The following is a 19,844-nucleotide window of genomic DNA, read 5'->3' on the forward strand; positions in this document are numbered from 1 at the left end:
GGTGCGCTCCTCAGGACCGGCGAATCGGCGCCAGGACCAGCTGGTCCCGGGTATCGAAGACGAACAGCTTGTGGGTCGGGATGTAGATGCGGATCGGCGCGTCCACGTCGTACTCGTGCACACCCTGCAGGTGCAGGACCAGGGCGAAGTGCTCGCTGCGCACATGCAGGAAGGTCTCCGAGCCGCTGATCTCGGCCAGCTCGACGGTCACCGCCAGCTCCAGGTCGTCGTCGTTGGAGGGCACCAGGCCGATATGCCCGGGGCGCACGCCGAAGCGGTACTGCCCCTGCGCCAGGCCACGCAGCTCGGCGGTCAGCGGGAAGTGCACGAAGTCCTCGAAGCTCACCTCGCTGTCGCTGATGCGCCCCTGCATCAGGTTGATCGGCGGCTCGGAGAACAGCTCGGCGGCCAGCACCTGCTGCGGCCGATGGTAGACCTCGGTGGTCCTGCCGCTCTGGATCACCCGCCCCTCGTGCAGGATGGTGGTGGTGCCGCCCAGGGCCAGCGCCTCGTTGGGCTCGGTGGTGGCGTAGATGGCAATGCTACGGCGGGCGCGGAACAGCTCGCGCATCTCCTGGCGCAGCTCCTCGCGCAGCTTGTAGTCGAGGTTCACCAGCGGCTCGTCGAATAGCACCAGGTCGGCGTCCTTGACCAGCGCGCGGGCCATGGCCGTGCGCTGCTGCTGGCCGCCGGAGAGCTCCAGCGGGTAGCGCTTGAGAAACTTGTCGATGCGCAGCATCTGCGCAGTTTCCTGCACCTTGCGCTCGATCTCGGCCTTGGCCACGCCGGCCTGGCGCAGCGGCGAGGCGATGTTCTCGTACACCGTCAGGTTCGGGTAGTTGATGAACTGCTGATAGACCATCGACACGTTGCGCTGGCGCACCGGCATGCCGGTGACGTCGGCGCCGTGCATCAGGATGCGGCCGCTGGTGGGCTTGTCCAGCCCGGCCATCAGGCGCATCAGCGAGGTCTTGCCGGCGAGCGTGCGGCCCACCAGCACGTTGAAGGAGCCCGGTTCGAAGCTCAGGCAGGCGTCGTCGATATAGACCTGCTGGTCGACCACGCGACAGACATGTTCCAGCGTTAGCGACATGGCGTGTCCTTATGATTATTGCGCCCGTCGCCGCGAAGAGCCCTCGCGGTCGACACAGCCATAAGGCGACATTCGTGCCAGCGCCGCTGCGCGCTAGGAAATACCTCGTAACCCACTGACCAATAAGAATTTATCTAAGGACGGAGATACACGGCGCGCAGGCGCACTGAACAGCCTTGAACAGTAAAAGCTGAACAACTGAACAATTTGCCCTTTGACTTTGAACAGCAATGAACAACACTGGGCGAACGCTTTGCCCCTGACCGTCTGCGGCCAGGGGCCGGGAGTACAGGACACTCCCGCCGGCCCGCCCATTGCAGTAACGGTGAGGCCAGCACGGAAGCCGGACCTATAAAAAAGACAAGAATCAGGCGATACCCATGACTGCCACTGCCCCGGCGCCGAGCCACGACGCCATCGTTCGCGACTCCTGGAGCCGCTGCCGCGACTTCGGCCTTACCCACCAGAGCCAGCCGGCCTTCGGCCAGGCCGCGCCCGGCGAGGTCTCCGCCCTGCTGGAAAGCCAGCATTTCCTGGTGCAGACCACCCATCAGGAGGTGCTGCCCTACTACGAGAACATCCTGGCCAACTCCAACTGCCTGATCATGCTGGCCGACAACCAGGGCCAGCTGCTGCAGTCCTGGGGCGACCGCCGCTTCGTCGAGCCGGCCCAGGCCGCCGGCTTCGTTCCCGGCGCCTGGTGGCAGGAGCGCTACAGCGGCACCAACGCCATCGGCACGGCGCTGGCCTGCGGCCAGGCGGTGCACATCCAGCGCGACGAGCACTTCCTCAAGGCCAACCGTTTCATGACCGGCTCGGCCTCGCCGATCTTCGACGCCAGCCGGCAGATGATCGGCGTGCTCGACGTCTCCAGCGACAGCTACCTGCCGCCCGCCCACACCCTGGGCATGGTCAAGATGATGAGCCAGTCGGTGGAGAACCGGCTGATCCTCAACCTGTTCAAGGACGACTACTTCCAGCTCAGCTTCAACACCAGCCTGGACAACCTGGACAGCCAGTGGGCCGGCCTGCTGGTGTTCGACGAGGCCGGGCAGATCGTCTCGGCCAACCGCCGCGCCGACAGCCTGCTCGGCGTCGGCCTGTCGCGGGTGAACATCGAGAGCCTGTTCGACGTGCCGCTGCAGCAGTTGCTCACCCAGCCGGAGAGCCTGCCCTTCGCCCTGCGCGCCGCCGGCCGCTACCGTTTCCACGGCCTGCTCAAGCGCCCGCGCAAGCCGCGCATCCAGCCGCGCGACTTCCGCCCGCAAGCGGCCCCGGCGCCGCGCCAGGAAGGCTTCACCCTGGCCAATATCAACCTCGGCGACCCACGGGTGGACAAGGCCGTGCGCCAGGCCGAGCGGCTGGTGGAGAAGGACATCCCGATCCTCATCCAGGGCGAGACCGGCGCCGGCAAGGAGGTGTTCGTCAAGGCCCTGCACAACGCCAGCTCGCGCGCCTGCCAGCCGCTGATCGCGGTGAACTGCGCGGCGATTCCCGCCGAACTGGTGGAGTCAGAGCTGTTCGGCTACGAGAAAGGCGCCTTCACCGGCGCCAGCCAGAAAGGCAGCATCGGCCTGATCCGCAAGGCGCACAGGGGCACCCTGTTCCTCGACGAGGTCGGCGACATGCCGCTGGCCGTGCAGGCGCGCCTGCTGCGCGTACTGCAGGAGCGCAGCGTACAGCCGCTGGGGGGCGGCGAGCCCTACCCGGTGGACATCCGCCTGGTCTCGGCGACCAACCGCCCGCTGCGCCAGGATGTGGACGCCGGCCTGTTCCGCGCCGACCTCTACTACCGCATCAGCGGCCTCAACCTGGAGCTGCCGCCGCTGCGCGAGCGCAGCGACAAGGCCGCGCTGTTCCAGCGCGTATGGGAACACCACCGCGAGCCCAGCCAGTGGGCCGGCCTCAGCCGCGAGGTGCTGGAGCTGTTCCAGCGCCACCCCTGGCCCGGCAACCTGCGCCAGCTGAGCAGCGTGATGCAAATCGCCCTGGCCATGGCCGAGGACCAGCCGATCCGCGCCGAGCACCTGCCGGACGACTTCTTCGCCGACCTGCAGAACGCGGCCGACAACCTGCCCACCTGCGAGCCTCTCATCGAGGCCGGCGACCTGGCCAGCCAGTACCAGGCCTGCGGCGGCAACATCTCGCACTTGGCGCGCAGCCTGGGGCTGAGCCGCAACACCCTGTACAAGCGCCTGCGCGAGCAGGGGCTGAAGGTCTGAGGGGCGCCAGGCCCGGCCCGGCATTCGCCCGAGCGCCTGCCGGCACGGGGCAGAGCGCCACCAGCAGCGCCCCCATTCCGCGCGGCAATAAAAAACCCGGCATAAGCCGGGTTTTCTACACGAGGCGGAGGCTTAGGCCTGAGGCGCCTGGGTACGGCTCTTGTAGGAACCGTCGCGGGTATCGATCTCGATCCAGTCGTCGATGTTGCAGAAGTCGGCGACCTTGACTTCGGTACCGTTGCGCAGCTTGGCCGGCTTCATGACCTTGCCGGAAGTGTCGCCACGGGCGGAGTTCTCGGTGTAGACGATCTGGCGCACGATGGTGGTCGGCAGGTCGACGGAGATCACCTTGCCTTCGAAGAACACGGCTTCGCAGATGTCGGTCATGCCTTCTTCGATGAACGGCAGGACGCTTTCCAGGTCTTCGGCGCGCAGTTCGTAGGAGTTGTACTCCGGATCCATGAACACGTAGTCGTCGCCGCTGATGTAGGACAGGGTCACTTCCTTGCGCTCAAGGATGACCGGCTCCATCTTGTCGTCGGCCTTGTACACGGTCTCGGTCTTGGAGCCGTTGATCAGGTTCTTCAGCTTCATCTTGACGATGGCGCTGTTACGGCCGGACTTGGTGAATTCGGCTTTCTGAATCAGCCACGGGTGGCCGTCGATCAGGGCCACACTGTTGGCCTTCATTTCTTGTGCGGTTTTCATACGAATATCCGGATTTGGATGGAGGTACAGATTTCTAGGCGGCGCATGATAGCCAATTTCGGTGAAACTGCACCAGCGCCGTGGCGAGATCAGGACGAGAGGCCTGCTCCCGGCACCAGTCTTGCGCGTGTGCCGCGAGGGCCTCGGCCTGCCCGCACAGCGCCTGCCAGGCCTGCGCCATGTCGCCACGGCCATTCCAGGCATGCCACCAGGCAGTCAGCGCCTCGCCGGCGAGCGGCGGCAGAGCGGCGCGGTACAGCGCCAGGAAGGCGTCGAGCTTGTCCCAGTGGGCGCCCTCCTCCTGCTGGTAGATATGCCAGAGCAGCGGCCGCCCGGCCCACTGGGCACGCACGAAGGAATCCTCGCCGCGCACCGCGTTGAAGTCGCAGCTCCACAGTAGGCGGTCGTAGTCGTCCTGGCTGACGAACGGCAGCAGGTGCAGGTGCAGGCTGCCCCGCTGCCAGCAGTCCCCTGCCTGCGCAGCGGCCACGCCCAACCAGCGGTACAGATCGCCCTCGATGCGCCCGCGCGGCACCAGCAGCTGCACCGGCTGCGCGCCCTGGGCCAGGGCGTCCAGCCAGGGCCCCAGCACCGGGTTCTCGTAGGCGAACAGGGAGATCAGCCAGGCGCCGGCCACGGGTGGCACGCCGAGCCCGGCGAGGAAGGCCTGACGCGCCCCGGCATCGGCCTGAAACTGCCGCCGCCGCTCCAGCAGGCCGGCCTCGCGCAGCAGGCCGCCCGTGCCGGGGACGAAGCCGGGGAAGAAGAAGAACTTCTGCAGCCCGCCCGGTTGTGGCGATGGCAGGCCGTGGCAGCCGGGCACCCAGTCCTCGGCGCTGAGGTACTCCAGGTTCAGCCACAGCGGCGGCTCGACGCGCGCCGCCATGGCCTCGACGTAGCGCGCCGGCAGGGTGCAGGCGAAGGCCTCGATGACCACGTCGGCCGCCGCCACGGACGGGAAGTCCGCCGTCCAGCGGCACACCTCGACACCGGCCAGCCACTGCTGCGCCAGCGCCGCGTCGGCCTGCGGGCAGAGGCGCGCGAAGGCGGCCGGCTCGTCCACCCACAGGCGCACTGCCAGGCCGTGCTCGGCCGCCAGCTGGCGGGCCAGGCGCCAGGTCACGCCGATATCGCCGTAGTTGTCCACCACGCTGCAGAAAATGTCCCAGCGCACTGCGCCCTCCTCCCTCATCGAATTCGCCGGCGCAGGATACACCTCGTCCTAGAACAGGCCGAGCTGCGGATCGAGCAGGCGGGCGAAGTCGTCCTGGACGAAAGGCAGGATGGCGTCGGCCACCGGCTGCAGCTGGCGGCTCAGGTAATGCTCGTAGTCGATGGGCGAGTGCAGCGCCTCCAGCGGCTCGGGGCCGGCACGGGTGATCAGGTAGCTGATCCAGCCACCGTTCTGGTACTGCCGCGGCCGCCCCAGGCGATCGTTGTGGGCATCGGCCAGGCGCGCGGCGCGCACGTGCGGCGGCACGTTGCGCTGGTAGTCGCCCAGGCCCCGGCGCAGGCGCTTGCGGTATACCAGCAGCTCGTCCAGCTCGCCGGCCAGGGTGCGCCGCACGTAGTCGCGCACGTACTCGCGGTGCGGCTGGCGATTGAACACCAGGCGGTACAGCTCCTGCTGGAAGCGCTGTGCCAGCGGCGACCAGTCGGTACGTACCGTCTCCAGGCCCTTGAAGACCATCTCCTCGCTGCCATCCTCACGCCGCACTAGGCCGGCGTAGCGCTTCTTGCTGCCCTCCTCGGCGCCGCGGATGGTCGGCATCAGGAAGCGGCTGTAGTGGGTCTCGAACTGCAGCTCCAGGGCGCTGTGCAGGCCGAACTCGTGCGCCAGGTGCTCGCGCCACCAGTGGTTGACCCGCGCCACCAGCTCGCGGCCGATGCGCCGGGCCTCGTCCTCGGCGTGCGCGCGGCGCAGCCAGACGAAGGTGGAGTCGGTGTCGCCGTAGATCACCGCGTGCCCCTCGGCCTCGATCAGCTCGCGGGTGCGGCGCATGATCTCGTGCCCGCGCAGGGTGATGGACGACGCCAGGCGTGGATCGAAGAAGCGGCAACCGCTGGAGCCGAGCACACCGTAGAAGGCGTTCATGATGATCTTCAGCGCCTGCGACAGCGGCGCGTTGCCCTCGCGCTTGGCCGCCTCGCGGCCCTGCCAGACGCGCTCGACTATGGCCGGCAGGCAGTGCTGGCGGCGCGAGAAGCGCGCCCCGCGGAAACCCGCCACCGAATGCGCGTCGTCGGGCTGGCGCAGGCCCTCGACTAGGCCCACCGGGTCGATCAGGAAGGTGCGGATGATCGAGGGGTACAGGCTCTTGTAGTCCAGCACCAGCACCGACTCGTACAGCCCCGGCCGCGAGTCCATGACGAAGCCGCCCGGGCTGGCCTCGGGCGGCTTCTCGCCTAGGTTGGGGGCGACGAAGCCCAGGCGGTGCATGGGCGGCAGATACAGGTGGGTGAAGGCCGCCACCGAGCCGCCGCTGCGGTCGGCCGGCAAGCCGGTGACGGCGGCGCGCTCGAGGAGGAAGTCGATCAGCCGGGTCTTGGCGAAGATGCGCGTGACCAGCTCGCAGTCCTTGAGGTTGTAGCGCGCCAGGGCCGGCTTGTCCTCGGCGAACATGCGGTTGATCTCGTCCATGCGCTGGTAGGGCGTGTCGATTGCCTTGCCCTCGCCGAGCAGGCTCTGGGCCACGCTCTCCAGGCTGAAGGAGGGAAAGCTCCAGGTCGCCGAGCGCAGCGCCTCGATGCCGTCGATGATCAGCCGCCCGGTGGCCTCGGCGAAATAGTGGTTGTGGCTGCGGTGCTCGCGCCAGCCCAGCTCGTCGCCGGCGCGGCCCAGGCGCAGCGGCACCTGCAGGCGCTTGGCGTGTTCCTGCAGCACGCGCAGGTCGAACTGCACCAGGTTCCAGCCGATGATGGCATCCGGATCGAACTCGGCCAGCCAGGCGTTGAGGCGCTCCAGCAGCTCGCCACGGCTGGCGCAGTAGTCGAGCTGGAAGTCCAGCTGCGGCGCCGCGCCATTGGCCGGTCCGAGCATGTACACCTGGCGCTGGCCGCAGCCTTCCAGGGCGATGGAATACAGCTCGCCGCGCTCGCTGGTCTCGATGTCCAGCGACACCAGGCGCAGCCGCGGGCGATAGTCGGGGTCGGCGCGCAGCTGCGCCTCGACCAGGCCGCCATCGCCGTGCGCCTGCCCCGAGAACAGCACCGGCGCGGTGATGAAGCGCTCCATCAGGTAGCGCTCCGGTGGCCGGATGTCGGCCTCGAACACCTCCACCCCGGCGGCCCGCAGGCGCTTGTCGAGGGCGATCAGCTGGCGGTGCTGCTGGCAGTACAGGCCCAGCACCGGGCGCTGCTGGAAGTCGCGCAGGCCCAGGGCGCGCAGCTCGACGCCGCGCTCGCCCTCCAGCAGCGCCTCGGCCTGCTCCCGCTGGGCGACCGGCAGGAAGGCCACCGACGGCTGCGGCGGCAGGCGCACGCGCCGGGGGCCGTCGTCCGTCGCCAGCCAGAACTCGACCTGCGTCCCCTCCGGCGTATCACGCCAGTGCCTGGTCAGGACGAAGCCCCGCTGAAGATCCACCGCTTGCCACCCGCGCACACCTAGGAGTGGACGATTCTAACCGCCCGCCCCGGCGCCGCCCATCGTTCAGCCCTGCAGGAAGGCCAGCACGCGCTCGCCGAAGGCCGCGCCGATCTCGACGTTGGACAGGTGCGCGGCGGGAAACTCGACCAGCTCGGCGGCGCGGATGCGCTCCTGCAGGAAGCGCCCGTGCTCCGGCGTGGTCACCGCGTCGGCCGTGCCGCAGACGATCAGGGTCGGCGCGCGGATCGCGGCGACCTGCTCGCGGAAGTCGGCATCGCGCACCGCCGCGCAGTTGGCGGCGTAGCCCTGCGGCGAAGTGGCGGCGAGCATGCCGACCACCGGCTCGACCTTGGCCGGCTCGGCGGCGGCGAAGGCGGCGGTGAACCAGCGCGCGACCGAGGCATCGCGCAGCGCGCGCATGGCCGCCGGGCCATCGCGCAGCACGGTGTCGATGCGCGGGTTCCACACCTCGGCGGAGCCGATCTGCGCCGCGGTGTTGCACAGCACCAGGCGCTCGATGCGCTCAGGCGCGTTGATCGCCAGCCACTGGCCGATCAGGCCGCCCATGGACAGGCCGCAGAAGGCCGCACGCTCGATCTGCAGTGCATCGAGCAGGGCCAGCACGTCGCGGCCCAGCTGTTCGATGCAGTAGGGTCCGGGGGTGACGAGCGAGCGGCCATGGCCGCGGGTGTCGTAGCGCAGCACGCGGAAATGCCGGCTCCACAGCGGAATCTGCGCATCCCACATGTGCAGGTCGGTGCCCAGCGAGTTGGACAGCAGCAGCACCGGCGCATCCGCCGGGCCGTCCAGTTGGTAGTTCAGGTCGCCGTCGGCGAGAGCGATGACAGGCATTGGTATTCCTCAGGCCCGCGCCAGGCACGGGCTCGCCATTCGGGTTAGACGCGCTGGATGGCCAGGGCCAGGCCCTGGCCGACACCCACGCACATGGTCGCCAGGCCGAGCCGGCCGCCGGATTTCTCCAGCTGGTGCAGGGCAGTCTGCACCAGGCGCGCACCGCTGGCACCCAGCGGGTGGCCGAGGGCGATGGCGCCGCCGTTGGGGTTGACCCGGGCATCGTCATCGGCCAGGCCCAGTTCGCGCATCACCGCCAGGCCCTGGGCGGCGAAGGCTTCGTTGAGCTCGATCACGTCGAACTGCTCGAGGCCCAGGTTCAGCCGTTCCAGCAGCTTGCGCACCGCCGGCACCGGGCCGATGCCCATGACGCGCGGAGCGACGCCGGCGCTGGCCATGCCCAGCACCCTGGCCCGCGGGGTCAGGCCATGTTTCTGCACGGCCGCGGCGGACGCCAGGATCAGCGCCACGGCGCCGTCGTTGACCCCCGAGGCGTTGCCGGCGGTGACCGTCTTGCCCTCGCCGTTGACCGGCTTGAGCCGGGCCAGCGCCTCCAGGGTGGTGTCGGCGCGCGGATGCTCGTCGGTATCGACAACCGTCTCGCCCTTCCTGCCCTTGATCAGCACCGGGACGATTTCCTCGGTGAAGAAGCCTTCGGCCTGGGCACGGGCGGCGCGCTGCTGGCTGCGCAGGGCGAAGGCGTCCTGGTCGGCGCGGCTGACCCGGTAGTCGTCGGCGACGTTGTCGGCGGTCTGCGGCATGGCGTCCACGCCGAACTGCGCCTGCATCTGCGGGTTGATGAAGCGCCAGCCGATGGTGGTGTCCTCGATCTTCTGCTCACGGGCGAAGGCGCTGCCGGCCTTGCCCATCACATAGGGCGCGCGCGACATCGACTCGACGCCGCCGGCCAGGGCCAGCTCCAGCTCGCCGCTGGCGATGGCGCGGAAGGCCGTGCCCACCGCATCCAGCCCGGAGGCGCACAGGCGGTTGAGGGTCACCCCCGGCACGCTGGCGGGAATGCCGGCCAGCAGCAGGGCCATGCGCGCGACGTTGCGGTTGTCCTCGCCGGCCTGGTTGGCGCAGCCCAGGAACACTTCGTCGATGGCCGCCGGGTCGAGCCGCGGCTGGCGCTCGAGCAGGGCCTTGAGCGGGATGGCCGCCAGGTCGTCGGCGCGTACCGCGGCCAGGACGCCGCCGAAGCGGCCGATCGGCGTGCGCACGGCGTCGCAGATGAAGACCTCGCGGCTCATTCCTCACCTCCGGCCTGGCCGTGGGCCGCGGCGGTGCGGGCTTCCAGGGCCCGCAGCGCCTGCAGTTCATGGTCCTGCGGCGGCGCGGTCTCGGCCACCTGTTCGGCGAAGCGGATCGGCCAGCCGGTGGCGGCGCTGATCTGCTCGCGGCTCACGCCCGGATGGATCGAGGTGACCACGAACTCCTTGGTGTCGGCCTCCGGCTCCATGATGCACAGGTCGGTGATGATCGCCACCGGGCCGGCGCCGGGCAGGCCGAGCTGCTGGCGGTGCGCGCCGCCCTCGCCGTGGCCGACCGAGGTGATGAAGGCCAGCTTGTCGACGAAGGTACGCGGGCCCTGCTTGAGGATGATGAACACCTTCTTCGCGCTGCCGGCGATTTCCGGCGCGCCCCCGGCCCCGGGCAGGCGTACCTTCGGCTGGTGGTAGTCGCCGATCACCGTGGTGTTGATGTTGCCGTACCTGTCGACCTGGGCCGCGCCGAGGAAGCCGACGTCGATGCGCCCGCCCTGCAGCCAGTAGCGGAAGATCTCGGCGGTGGGCACCACGGTGTCGGCGGTCTCGGCCAGCTCGCCGTCGCCGATGGACAGCGGCAGCACGCTGGGCTTGGCGCCGATCGGGCCGGATTCGTAGATCAGGGTCACGTCGGGGGCGTGGGTCAGGCGCGCCAGGTTGGCGGCCTTGGACGGCAGGCCGATGCCGACGAAGGTGACGTCCTGGTTGCCGAGGCGGCGAGCCGCGGCCACGGTCATCATTTCATTGGTGCTGTAGGCGCTCATCAGTTGGCCTCCGCAGTCTTGGCTTGGGCAAGCGAGGCTTGGTACTCGGAAAAGTCGGCGGTGCCGCGGATATGGCTGTCGATCCAGGCGAGGAAGCTGTCGCGGTCGCGGGCGATCGGGTCCCAGGCCTGGTAGAAGCGGTTGTCGCGCTCGTAGTAGCCGTGCGCGTAGGACGGATGGGCACCGCACGGCACCGGGCACACGGCGCTCAGCGCCCAGCCCGGCAGCACGCAGGCGTTCAGCGGCGCCTGCAGTTCGTCGACGATCTCCTCGACCGTGACGATGCAGCGCTTAGCGGCCAGCGCGGCCTCCTTCTGCACGCCGAGGATGCCCTGGATCAGCACGTTGCCCTGGCGGTCGGCCTTCTGCGCGTGGATCACGGTGACGTCCGGGCGCACGCTGGGCACGGCCGCCAGCACTTCGCCGGTAAAGGGACAGGTGACGCTCCGGATCAGCGGGTTGACCTTGGGCAGGTCGGAGCCGGCATAGGCGCGCAGCACCGCGAACGGCAGGCCGGAAGCGCCGGCCACGTAGGCGTTGGCCAGGTCGGCATGGCTGTGCTCCTCGATCTCCAGGGCATGCGGCCAGCCCTTCTCCACCGCGTCGCGCAAGCGGTGCAGCGAGCCGACACCGGGGTTACCGCCCCAGGAGAAGATCAGCTTGCGCGCGCAGCCGGCGCCGATCAGCAGGTCGTAGACCAGGTCCGGGGTCATGCGGATCAGGGTCAGGTCCCTGCGGCCCTGGCGGATGATCTCGTGGGCGGCCGCCGTGGGAATCAGGTGGGTGAAGCCTTCCAAGGCGACGCTGTCGCCATCGTGGACATGCCGGGCAATGGCTTCGTCCAGGGAAATGATGTTGGCCATCGTGTGGTTCTCGCTTGGGTTGCAGACGCCACCGGACTGGGGTGGGAGTGATTGCAGATTAGGAGCGTGGCCGTGGCCGAACAATCCGATAATCGCCTAATAGTGCGATTATCGAACACAGCTTGTTCAGGCCATGGCCTCCAGCAGACCGCGCAGGTCGGTGGCCTGGGCCTGCTGCGCGGCCAGGCGCTCGACGATGCGCTGTACGATGAGCAGCCGTGCGCTGGCACCCTCGCGCATCTCGGCCATGGCCTGGAGGGCGTCGGCCGACTGCCCCAGGCCCGCGCGGCTGTCCTCCTCGACCTGGCGCAGGCCGCTGCGCGCGCCTTCGGCGGCCTGCTGCAGGCTGCCGACGATCTGGCGGATCTGCTCGCTGGCGGCATTGGCGCGCTGCGCCAGGTGGCGCACCTCGTCGGCCACCACGGCAAAGCCCCTGCCCTGCTCGCCGGCACGCGCCGCCTCGATGGCGGCATTGAGCGCCAGCAGGTTGGTCTGCTTGGCGATGTCCTGGATGCTGCCGACGATGCTGCCGATGCGTTCGGTCTGCTCGCCGAGGTCGTCGAACACCCGGGTCACCGGGGCCATATGCCCGGCCAGGCGCTCGATGGTGGCGGTGGCGGCGCGGATGCTCCCAGCGCTGGCCTGGACCTTCTCGCCGGCGCCACGCGCCAGCTGGTCGGCGTACTGCATGTCGTCGCGGCTGGCGGCAATGGCCTGCTCCAGCTCGGCCAGGCGTGCCAGCAGCGGTGCCAGATCGACCGGCGGCTGCGGCGCGGGCGGCACGACCGGCAATGGCGGCGCGACGACCACGGGCTCCGGCGCGGCCAGCGGCGGCATGAGGCTGTCGAGGCCAGGGGGCGGCGCAGGCGCCGGCCGCCAGGCCGCGCCCAGGCCGGCCAGCAGCGCCAGGGCGGCCAGGCCCTGGGCCAGCGGTTCGCCGGCCAGCACCAGCAGCACCGCCGCGCAGCCGGCGGCGAGCAGGGCGAAAAGCGATGCGATCATGAGCATTCTCCGGCAGGTGCCAGGCGCCCGGGCGGGCGCCTGGGGACGGGCTTAGAGGAGGTTCCAGGTGTAGCTGAGGATCAGCCGGTTCTCGTCGATGTCGCTGCGGTAGTTGGAGCGCGCGGTGACGTTGCGCACGCGCACGCCAAGCCCCTTGAGCGCACCGCTCTGCACCACGTAGCCGATGTCCAGGTCACGCTCCCAGTCCTGGCCCTCGTAGCGCGGACCGCCGCGATTGGTGGCCTGGGCATCGACGTTGTCGCCCTCGATGTAGCGCACGCCGGCGATCAGCCCGGGCACGCCCAGGGCGGCGAAGTCGTAGTCGTAGCGCACTTGCCAGGAGCGCTCGTCGGCGGAGGCGAACTCGTAGGTCGGCACCTCGTTGCCCAGCGGCGAGATGTTGGCGAACACCCGCGGGAAGGCGTTGTCGCCGTATATGGCCTGGTAGCCGAGGTAGAAGGTGTGGCCGCCGTGCTTGGCCGACAGCAGGGCGAAGGCCGCCTGGTTGTCGATATCGCCGAGCAGGGCCTGGCCGTCCTCGCTCGAGTCGTAGACGCCGAGGTTGGCGCCGAGGGTCCAGGTGCCCAGCGGCTGGCTGTGCTTGAGGCCGAGGAAACGCTGCTGGTAGATGTCCTCCAGCTGGCCGTACCAGACGCTGGCGGTCGTGCGCGCTGTGTTGAAGGCATAGTCGCCGCCGGCGTAGTTGAAGGCATCGCTGACCGCGCCGCGCTGCGGCAGATGGCCGAGCATGGCGATCATCTGGTCGTCGCCGGCCTCGTTGCGCAGGCTGGTGGAGTTGAGGTGGCCGGCCTGCAGGGTCAGCCCGGCGATCTCGCTGGAGGTCAGGTTCACGCCCTGGTAACTCGGCGGCAGCAGGCGGATATCGGAGAACGCCAGCACCGGCAGGTTCGGCTGCAGCTCGCCAACCTTCAGCTCGGTCTGCGAAATACGCATCTTGCCGGTCACGCCCAAGCGGCTGTAGTCGTCGGCCGCCTCGCCGTCCTCCTGCACCGGCAGCAGACCGGTATTGACCCGCCCTCGCCCGCTGTCGAGCTTGATACCGAGCAGACCGATGGCGTCGACGCCGAAGCCCACCGGCCCCGGTGTGTAGCCGGATTTGACGTTGAGGATGAAACCCTGGGCCCACTCCTCCGCTTTCGACTGCTGATTCGGCCCGACGATATCGGAGAAGTCGCGGCTGAAGTAGTAGTTGCGCGCCGTGAGGCTGGCAGTGGTGTCTTCGATGAACCCGCCCTCGCCGGCCTGGCTCAGGCTCGGCAGGCAGGCGGCAATGGCGGTGGACAGCAGGCAAAGGCGTGGGGTGTGCGTCATCGTCGTGGTGCTCTTGTTGTTATCGAGGTTGCAGAAACCCGCCCGGCTGCCTCGGGGGCGGCCGGCTCGGGGAATCAGGAAAGGGATCAGTCGCGCGCGGGCACGGCGCGCGAAGCCCGTATTCGCGGCCGGCGCAGGCGCAGCAGCAGATGCGCGCCGATACCGAACAGCAGGCCCCAGAAGGCCGCCGACAGGCCGAGGAAACTCACCCCGGAGGCTGTCACCAGGAAGGTGAACAGCCCGGCGTCACGCTCGGCGGTCTCGTTCAGGCTGCGCGCCAGCGCCTCGCTGAACGCGCCATACAGCGCCAGCCCGGCCAGGGCGGCGATCAGCGCCGCGGGAAAGGCGGCGAACAGCGATACCAGGGTGGCGCCGCCGATGCCCAGCGCCAGGTAGGCCAGGCTGCCGACCACCGCGGCCACGTAGCGCCGCTCGGGGTCCTCGTGGGCCTCGCGGCCGGTACATAGGCTGGCGGTGACCGCCGCCAGGTTCAGGCCGTGGCAGCCGAACGGCGCCAGCAGCGCACCGCCGATGGCGCTGGCGCCGATCAGCGGGCTGGCCGGGGTGGCGTAGCCGGCATTGCGCAGCACCGCCATGCCCGGCATGAACTGCCCGGTGAGTGCCACCAGCACCAGCGGCAGCGCCAGGTTGAGGGTGGCGGTGAGGCTGAATTCGGGGGTGATCCACTGCGGCGTGGCCAGCTGCAGTACCAGCGCCTCGCTGCGCAGCTGGCCGCCGAACAGGGTCAGCGCCGCGCCCACGAGCAAGACGCCGGCCACCGCATAGCGCGGCGCGCTTCGGCGCAGCAGCAGGTAGGTGACGAACATGCTGGCGATCAGCAGCGGCTGCTCGGGCAGCGCCTTGAACACCTCGATGCCGAAGGCGAACAGGATGCCGGCCTGCAAACCGGCGGCGATGGAGCCGGGCAGCCGGGCGATCAGCCGGTCGAAGCTGCCGCTCAGGGCGATCAGCAGCAGGATCAGGTTGGCCACCAGGTAGGCGCCGATGGCCTGGTTCAGGCCCAGCTCCGGCAAGGCGCCGACCAGCAGCGCGCTACCGGGGATCGACCAGGCGATCACCACCGGCGTGCGGTAGCGCAGGCTGAGCAAGAGGCCCAGCGCGCCACTGCCGATGGAGATGGCCCAGACCCAGGACGACAGCAGCGCCTGCGACAGGCCGGCGCTTTCCGCGGCGTGGAAAATCAGCACCAGCGGTCCGGCGTAGGAGATGGTGGTGGCGAGCAGCCCGGCCACCAGGGCCGGCAGGCTGAAATCGTTGAGCAGGGCTTTCATGGTCCCTCGCAAGGTCAGGCTGGCACTTCTTGGGAAGCGCTCTTGTTGTTTCTGATGAGCCCCCACTCAAAGGGAGAGGTGACGGTACGGCTCATATCAGCGCACGGGCGCTTTAGCCCCCTCTCCCGTTTACGGGAGAGGGCTGGGGAGAGGGTTGGGCAGGCAACTCGGTACTGCTTGTTCCCCTCTCCCCCGACCCCTCTCCCATGAATGGGCGAGGGGAGCAAAGCGTCTTGTGCTTAAGCGCCCTGCAATGCGCGCGGACGAGCGCTGCGCTGCTCGGCCTTGGGCGCCGGGGCCTTCTGCAGCTGGAAGTTGAATTCCAGGGTGGCGAAGCGGCTGCCGTCGAGACCACGGTCGCGGGCGGCGGCAGCGTCTTCGACAAACTGGATATCGCCGACCAGGCCGTCGCGGGTGGCGTAGGCAAAGTCGTCCCACAGGTACTTCTCGCCGGCCAGGTTGATCTGGGTGGTCAGGTGGCGGTAGCCCGGCGCGGAGAGGAAGAAGTGGATGTGCGCCGGACGCTGGCCGTGGCGGCCGAGCAGGTCCAGGCATTCCTGGGTCGGGCCCTGCGGGTCGCAGCCGTAGCCGCACGGCACGATGCTGCGGGCGCGGTAGCGGCCCTCGGCGTCGGTGACGATGCGCCGGCGCAGGTTGTAGGCGCTCTGGCTCTTGTCGAAGTAGGAGTAGTTGCCCTGGGTGTTGGCATGCCACAGGTCGACCACCGCGCCAGCGACCGGCTGGCCGTCGGTGTCGCGCACCACGCCCTCGAGGAACATCACGGTGGCCTGGTCCAGCTCAGTGCCATCGTCCATCCGCGCCTCGCCTTCGCAGAGCGGCGCGCCGGCCACGTACAGCGGGCCTTCGATGGTGCGCGGGGTACCGCCGCTGAGGCCGACCTGGGCGTCCTTGGCATCCTGCAGCAGGTCGAGGAAGTGCTCCAGGCCCAGGCCGGCCACCAGCAGGCCGGCTTCGTTACGCCCGCCCAGGCGGTTGAGGTAGTCCACCGCCTTCCAGAATTCGTCGTCGCTCACTTCCAGGTCTTCGATGATCCTGGCGATGTCGCTGATGATGCGCAGGGTGAGCTGCTTGAGGCGCGGGCTGCCCTGGTCGTTGTCGAGGCCGCTGGCCTGGCGGAACAGCTGCTGGACTTCGTCGGTGTGGGAAACTCTCACGGTCATCTCGGTATACCTCGGCTTGTTGTTGTCGGGTGGCTCAGCGGTCGTCGCTATGAATCGACGAGGGGTGGCGGCACAGGCCGTCGATTTCGATATCCATGTAGGGAAACAGCGGCAGCTGCAGCAGGGTGTCGTGCAGGGCCTCGACGCTTTCCACGTCGAACACGCTGTAGTTGGCGTAGTGGCCGGCGATGCGCCACAGGTGGCGCCACTTGCCTTCGCGCATCAGGCCCTGGGCCAGTTCCTTCTCCTCGGCCTTGAGCTGCGCGGCGCGCGCCGGGTCCATGTCGGCCGGCAGGCGGACGGTCATCTTCACGTGGAACAGCATGGCGATTTCCTCTCAGGTCACTTGCGGGCGAAGAACGCCAGGCGCTCTTCGTCCAGGGTCAGGCCCAGGCCCGGGGTACGCGGCACCTGCAGGGCGAAGTCGCGGTAGAGCGGCGGCTCGCTGACGATCTCCTCGGTCAGCAGCAGCGGGCCGAACAGCTCGGTACCCCAGGTCAGCTGGCGCAGGGTGACGAAGGCATGGGCCGAGGCCAGGGTGCCGATGGCGCCTTCGAGCATGGTGCCGCCGTACAGGGCGATGCCGGCCGCCTCGGCGATCTGCGCGGTGCGCAGCACGGCGCGCGGGCCGCCGTTCTTGGCGATCTTCAGGGCGAACACCGAGGCCGCGCCGTCGGCCGCCAGGCTGAAGGCGTCCTCGACGCTCTCGATGGATTCGTCGGCCATGATCGGCGCCGGGCTGCGCTGGTTCAGGCGCACCTGGCCGGCACGGTTGATCCGCGCGATGGGCTGCTCGATCAGGTCGATGCCGTTGTCGCCCAGCACCCGGCAGGCGCGGATGGCCTGGGACTCGTCCCAGCCCTGGTTGACGTCGACGCGCACGCTGGCGCAGTCGCCCAGCGCACGCTTGATCGCGACGACGTGGTCGAGGTCGCGCTGCAGCTCGCCGGCGCCTATCTTCAGCTTGAAGATGCGGTGGCGGCGGATGGCGAGCATCTGTTGCGCCTCGTCGATATCGCGGGCGGTGTCGCCCGAGGCCAGGGTCCAGGCCACTTCCAGGCTGTCGCGCACACGGCCGCCGAGCAGCTCGCTGACTGCCAGGCCCAGGCGCTTGCCCTGGGCGTCGAGCAGCGCGCTTTCCAGGCCGGACTTGGCGAAGGTGTTGCCCTTGGCCAGCTTGTCCAGGCGCTGCATGCAGGCATTGATGTTGGCCGCGTCCTGACCGATCAGCGCCGGCGCCAGGTGGCTGTCGATGTTCTGCTTGATGCTCTCCGGGCTCTCGTTGCCATAGGCCAGGCCACCGATGGTGGTCGACTCGCCGATGCCTTCGAGGCCGTCGCTGCAACGCACGCGAATCACCACCAGGGTCTGCTGCTGCATGGTGTGCATCGCCAGCTTGTGCGGGCGGATGGTCGGCAGATCGACGATCACCGCCGACACGCTTTCGATCAGGACGTGGCTCATTTCACTCTTCCAGGTTCAGGGTGGGGCTCAGGCCTTGGCCGCCGCCAGCGCCGCGGACGCCGCCTGGCGCCGCTGGCTGCTGAGGGTGAACACCGCCATGGCCAGGGCGGCGATGGCGCCCGGCACGGCGAAGGCGATGAAGTTCAGTTGCAGCGGCAGGTTGATGGCCATCAGCGCGCCCCCCAGCAGCGGGCCGACGATGGCGCCGTTGCGGCCGATGCCGGAGGCCCAGCCGAGGCCGGTGGAGCGGATCGACAGGCCGTAGAACTGCGCGGCACCGGCATACAGCAGAATCTGCGTGCCGATGGTGGTGGCGCCGGCGATGAAGATCAGGCCGTACAGCAGCGGCGTCGGGCTGTTGAAGCCGAGCAGGCTGATCGACACGGCGGCGGCGATGAAGAAGCCGACCATCACCTTGCCTAGGTTGAAGCGGTCGCCCAGCCAGCCACCGACGATGGCCCCGGCCATGCCGCCGAAGTTCAGCGCCAGCAGGAACGACAGGCTCGAACCCAGGCTGTAGCCGGCGCTGGCCATCAGCTTGGGCAGCCAGGAACTCAGCGCGTAGACCATCAGCAGGCAGCAGAAGAACGCCAGCCACAGGCACAGGGTGCGCAGCGCGCGGCCGTCGCGGAACAGCTCGAACACGGCCACGCCCTGGCCCTTGCTGTCGCTCATGTGCAGCTGGTCGGCCGCATCGATCGGCAGACCGGGCTCGACCTTGGCCAGTACCGCGCGGGCCGGCTCATGACGGCCCTGGCGCACCAGGAAGCCTACCGACTCCGGCAGCTTCCACAGGATCAGCGGCAACAGCAGCAGCGGCACGGCGGCGGCGAAGAACATCGACTCCCAGCCGAAGCGCGGCAGCATGTAGATGCCCACGCCGGCGGCGAGCATGCCGCCCAGCGAATAGCCGCTGAACATCACCGCCACCAGGGTGCTGCGCAGGCGCTTGGGCGCGTATTCGTTCATCAGCGCCACCGCGTTGGGCATCAGCCCGCCGCAGCCGAGGCCCGCGATGAAGCGGAAGATGCCGAACTCGGTCGGGCTGCTGGCGAAGCCGTTGAGGATGGTGGCGCTGGAGAACAGCACGAAGCAGATGGCGATGCCCTTCTTGCGCCCGATCCGGTCGGCCAGGGTGCCGAAGCCGAGGGCGCCGAACATCATGCCGAACAGCGCGTAGCTGCCCAGGGCGCCGGCCTGCAGCGGGGTCAGGTTCCACTCCTGCATGATCGCCGGCAGCACCACGCCGAAGATGAACAGGTCGTAGCCGTCGAAGATCAGCAGCAGCGCGCAGAGCGCCATGACCATCCAGTGAAAGCGGCTGAAGCGCGCGTTGTCGATAACCTGGTGTACGTCTATCTGTCGCATGGCATCGGTTCTCTCTGTTGTTTTTGTTGTGAACGACTGTTGGGCTGGAAGGCGTGACCGGGCACTAGCCCAGGTCGCCGCCGCCCACCGGCAGGGTCACGCCGGTGATGTAGGAGGCTTCGTCGGAGGCCAGGAAGAGGATCGCGCCGACCTGTTCGTCGATGGTTCCGTAGCGCTTCATCAGGCTGCTCTGCACGGTCTGGTCGACGATCTGTTGGTACCAGCCCTTCTCCTCGGCGCTCGGTTCGGCGGCGTTGCGCGGGATGCGCCGCGGCGGCGCCTCGGTGCCGCCGGGGGCGGTGGCGTTGACGCGGATGCCGCGCTCGGCGGTCTCGAAGGCCAGGCAGGCGGTCAGCGCGTTGACGCCGCCCTTGGCCGCGCCGTAGGGCACGCGGTTGACCCCGCGGGTGGCGATGGAGGACACGTTGACGATGGCGCCAGCGCCCTGCTCCAGCATCTGCGGCAGCGCGGCGTGGCAGCACCACAGGGTGGGGAACAGCGAGCGGCGCACCTCGGCCTCGATCTGTGCCGTTTCGTAGTGCTCGAAGGGCTTGGCCCAGATGGTGCCGCCGACGTTGTTGATCAGGATGTCCAGGCGGCCGAAGCGCGCCACGGCCGCCTGCATCACGCCCTGGCAGTCGCCGGCCTGCTCCAGGTCGGCGGTCAGGGTCAGCACGTTGCCGCCCAGTTGCTCGGCGAGTTCATGGACCAGCTCGGAGCGGTCCACCGCCACCAGCTGTGCGCCCTCCTCCAGCAGCCGCTCGGCGACGCGGCGGCCGATGCCCTGGGCGGCGCCGGTGACCACGGCGACCTTGTCTTGGAAACGCTTATGCATAACCCACCTCGGTTAAG

17 protein-coding genes are annotated in these 19,844 nt (G+C 69.1%); 1 reads left to right on the forward strand and 16 read right to left on the reverse strand.

What is annotated here, in order from left to right; genetic code table 11:
* Positions 1-10: 10 nt before the first annotated feature.
* Positions 11-1,093 (reverse strand): ABC transporter ATP-binding protein, encoded by a 1,083-nt coding sequence (locus tag DMO17_RS10700; RefSeq protein ID WP_110682476.1) that lies wholly within the window; start codon positions 1,091-1,093, stop codon positions 11-13.
* A gap of 380 nt (positions 1,094-1,473) precedes the next feature.
* On the opposite strand from DMO17_RS10700, the gene DMO17_RS10710 reads away from it, so the two are divergent.
* A complete protein-coding gene (locus tag DMO17_RS10710; protein WP_110682477.1) occupies positions 1,474-3,315 on the forward strand; it encodes a sigma-54-dependent Fis family transcriptional regulator in 1,842 nt (613 codons plus the stop codon).
* A gap of 132 nt (positions 3,316-3,447) precedes the next feature.
* Here the strand turns inward: DMO17_RS10710 and efp are convergent, their stop codons facing one another.
* The 15 genes from efp to DMO17_RS10785 all read right to left on the reverse strand — a co-directional run bounded on the left by efp (position 3,448) and on the right by DMO17_RS10785 (position 19,827).
* A complete protein-coding gene (efp, locus tag DMO17_RS10715; protein WP_110682478.1) occupies positions 3,448-4,023 on the reverse strand; it encodes an elongation factor P in 576 nt (191 codons plus the stop codon).
* A 34-nt stretch (positions 4,024-4,057) separates the two neighbouring features.
* Positions 4,058-5,197, reverse strand: a complete 1,140-nt coding sequence (gene earP, locus DMO17_RS10720; RefSeq protein ID WP_258371521.1) for an elongation factor P maturation arginine rhamnosyltransferase EarP — start codon at positions 5,195-5,197, stop codon at positions 4,058-4,060.
* Between the two features lie 48 nt (positions 5,198-5,245).
* Positions 5,246-7,606: a DNA polymerase II gene (locus tag DMO17_RS10725; RefSeq protein ID WP_110682480.1), complete on the reverse strand. Its 2,361-nt coding sequence runs from the start codon at positions 7,604-7,606 to the stop codon at positions 5,246-5,248.
* A gap of 66 nt (positions 7,607-7,672) precedes the next feature.
* Positions 7,673-8,461, reverse strand: a complete 789-nt coding sequence (gene pcaD, locus DMO17_RS10730; RefSeq protein ID WP_110682481.1) for a 3-oxoadipate enol-lactonase — start codon at positions 8,459-8,461, stop codon at positions 7,673-7,675.
* Between the two features lie 44 nt (positions 8,462-8,505).
* Complete coding sequence (gene pcaF, locus DMO17_RS10735; RefSeq protein ID WP_110682482.1) at positions 8,506-9,711, reverse strand: 3-oxoadipyl-CoA thiolase; 1,206 nt, start codon at positions 9,709-9,711, stop codon at positions 8,506-8,508.
* The gene (locus DMO17_RS10740; protein ID WP_110682483.1) at positions 9,708-10,490 is read right to left on the reverse strand and encodes a CoA-transferase subunit beta; all 783 of its coding nucleotides are present in this window, start codon (positions 10,488-10,490) and stop codon (positions 9,708-9,710) included. The genes pcaF and DMO17_RS10740 overlap by 4 nt, the downstream gene beginning before the upstream one ends.
* A complete protein-coding gene (locus tag DMO17_RS10745) occupies positions 10,490-11,353 on the reverse strand; it encodes a CoA transferase subunit A (protein ID WP_110682484.1) in 864 nt (287 codons plus the stop codon). Before DMO17_RS10745 ends, DMO17_RS10740 begins: the two co-directional genes overlap by 1 nt.
* A 126-nt stretch (positions 11,354-11,479) precedes the next feature.
* A complete protein-coding gene (locus DMO17_RS20200; protein WP_110682485.1) occupies positions 11,480-12,355 on the reverse strand; it encodes a methyl-accepting chemotaxis protein in 876 nt (291 codons plus the stop codon).
* A gap of 51 nt (positions 12,356-12,406) precedes the next feature.
* Complete coding sequence (locus DMO17_RS10755; RefSeq protein WP_110682486.1) at positions 12,407-13,687, reverse strand: OprD family porin; 1,281 nt, start codon at positions 13,685-13,687, stop codon at positions 12,407-12,409.
* A gap of 86 nt (positions 13,688-13,773) precedes the next feature.
* Complete coding sequence (locus tag DMO17_RS10760; RefSeq protein WP_110682487.1) at positions 13,774-14,979, reverse strand: benzoate/H(+) symporter BenE family transporter; 1,206 nt, start codon at positions 14,977-14,979, stop codon at positions 13,774-13,776.
* A 239-nt stretch (positions 14,980-15,218) separates the two neighbouring features.
* Positions 15,219-16,160: a catechol 1,2-dioxygenase gene (gene catA, locus DMO17_RS10765; RefSeq protein WP_110682488.1), complete on the reverse strand. Its 942-nt coding sequence runs from the start codon at positions 16,158-16,160 to the stop codon at positions 15,219-15,221.
* A 34-nt stretch (positions 16,161-16,194) separates the two neighbouring features.
* Positions 16,195-16,485 (reverse strand): muconolactone Delta-isomerase, encoded by a 291-nt coding sequence (gene catC, locus DMO17_RS10770; protein ID WP_110682489.1) that lies wholly within the window; start codon positions 16,483-16,485, stop codon positions 16,195-16,197.
* Between the two features lie 17 nt (positions 16,486-16,502).
* Positions 16,503-17,624 (reverse strand): muconate cycloisomerase family protein, encoded by a 1,122-nt coding sequence (locus DMO17_RS10775; protein ID WP_110682490.1) that lies wholly within the window; start codon positions 17,622-17,624, stop codon positions 16,503-16,505.
* A 27-nt stretch (positions 17,625-17,651) separates the two neighbouring features.
* A complete protein-coding gene (locus DMO17_RS10780; protein WP_110682491.1) occupies positions 17,652-18,992 on the reverse strand; it encodes an MFS transporter in 1,341 nt (446 codons plus the stop codon).
* Positions 18,993-19,056: 64 nt separating this feature from the next.
* A complete protein-coding gene (locus DMO17_RS10785; RefSeq protein ID WP_110682492.1) occupies positions 19,057-19,827 on the reverse strand; it encodes a 1,6-dihydroxycyclohexa-2,4-diene-1-carboxylate dehydrogenase in 771 nt (256 codons plus the stop codon).
* Positions 19,828-19,844: the final 17 nt, after the last annotated feature.

It is taken from the genome of Aquipseudomonas alcaligenes (assembly GCF_003205495.1).
Classification (GTDB): Bacteria; Pseudomonadota; Gammaproteobacteria; order Pseudomonadales; family Pseudomonadaceae; genus Aquipseudomonas; species Aquipseudomonas alcaligenes_B.

What these genes read in the sequence shown, in the direction of transcription:
- DMO17_RS10710 (WP_110682477.1), top strand. Translation starts at nt 1,474, where the DNA reads ATGACTGCCACTGCCCCGGCGCCGAGCCACGACGCCATCGTTCGCGAC.
- DMO17_RS10755 (WP_110682486.1), bottom strand. Translation starts at nt 13,687, where the DNA reads ATGACGCACACCCCACGCCTTTGCCTGCTGTCCACCGCCATTGCCGCC.
- DMO17_RS10745 (WP_110682484.1), bottom strand. Translation starts at nt 11,353, where the DNA reads ATGGCCAACATCATTTCCCTGGACGAAGCCATTGCCCGGCATGTCCAC.
- DMO17_RS10740 (WP_110682483.1), bottom strand. Translation starts at nt 10,490, where the DNA reads ATGAGCGCCTACAGCACCAATGAAATGATGACCGTGGCCGCGGCTCGC.
- pcaD (WP_110682481.1), bottom strand. Translation starts at nt 8,461, where the DNA reads ATGCCTGTCATCGCTCTCGCCGACGGCGACCTGAACTACCAACTGGAC.
- DMO17_RS10700 (WP_110682476.1), bottom strand. Translation starts at nt 1,093, where the DNA reads ATGTCGCTAACGCTGGAACATGTCTGTCGCGTGGTCGACCAGCAGGTC.
- DMO17_RS10775 (WP_110682490.1), bottom strand. Translation starts at nt 17,624, where the DNA reads ATGAGCCACGTCCTGATCGAAAGCGTGTCGGCGGTGATCGTCGATCTG.
- DMO17_RS10760 (WP_110682487.1), bottom strand. Translation starts at nt 14,979, where the DNA reads ATGAAAGCCCTGCTCAACGATTTCAGCCTGCCGGCCCTGGTGGCCGGG.
- catA (WP_110682488.1), bottom strand. Translation starts at nt 16,160, where the DNA reads ATGACCGTGAGAGTTTCCCACACCGACGAAGTCCAGCAGCTGTTCCGC.
- pcaF (WP_110682482.1), bottom strand. Translation starts at nt 9,711, where the DNA reads ATGAGCCGCGAGGTCTTCATCTGCGACGCCGTGCGCACGCCGATCGGC.
- DMO17_RS10780 (WP_110682491.1), bottom strand. Translation starts at nt 18,992, where the DNA reads ATGCGACAGATAGACGTACACCAGGTTATCGACAACGCGCGCTTCAGC.
- catC (WP_110682489.1), bottom strand. Translation starts at nt 16,485, where the DNA reads ATGCTGTTCCACGTGAAGATGACCGTCCGCCTGCCGGCCGACATGGAC.
- DMO17_RS20200 (WP_110682485.1), bottom strand. Translation starts at nt 12,355, where the DNA reads ATGATCGCATCGCTTTTCGCCCTGCTCGCCGCCGGCTGCGCGGCGGTG.
- DMO17_RS10785 (WP_110682492.1), bottom strand. Translation starts at nt 19,827, where the DNA reads ATGCATAAGCGTTTCCAAGACAAGGTCGCCGTGGTCACCGGCGCCGCC.
- efp (WP_110682478.1), bottom strand. Translation starts at nt 4,023, where the DNA reads ATGAAAACCGCACAAGAAATGAAGGCCAACAGTGTGGCCCTGATCGAC.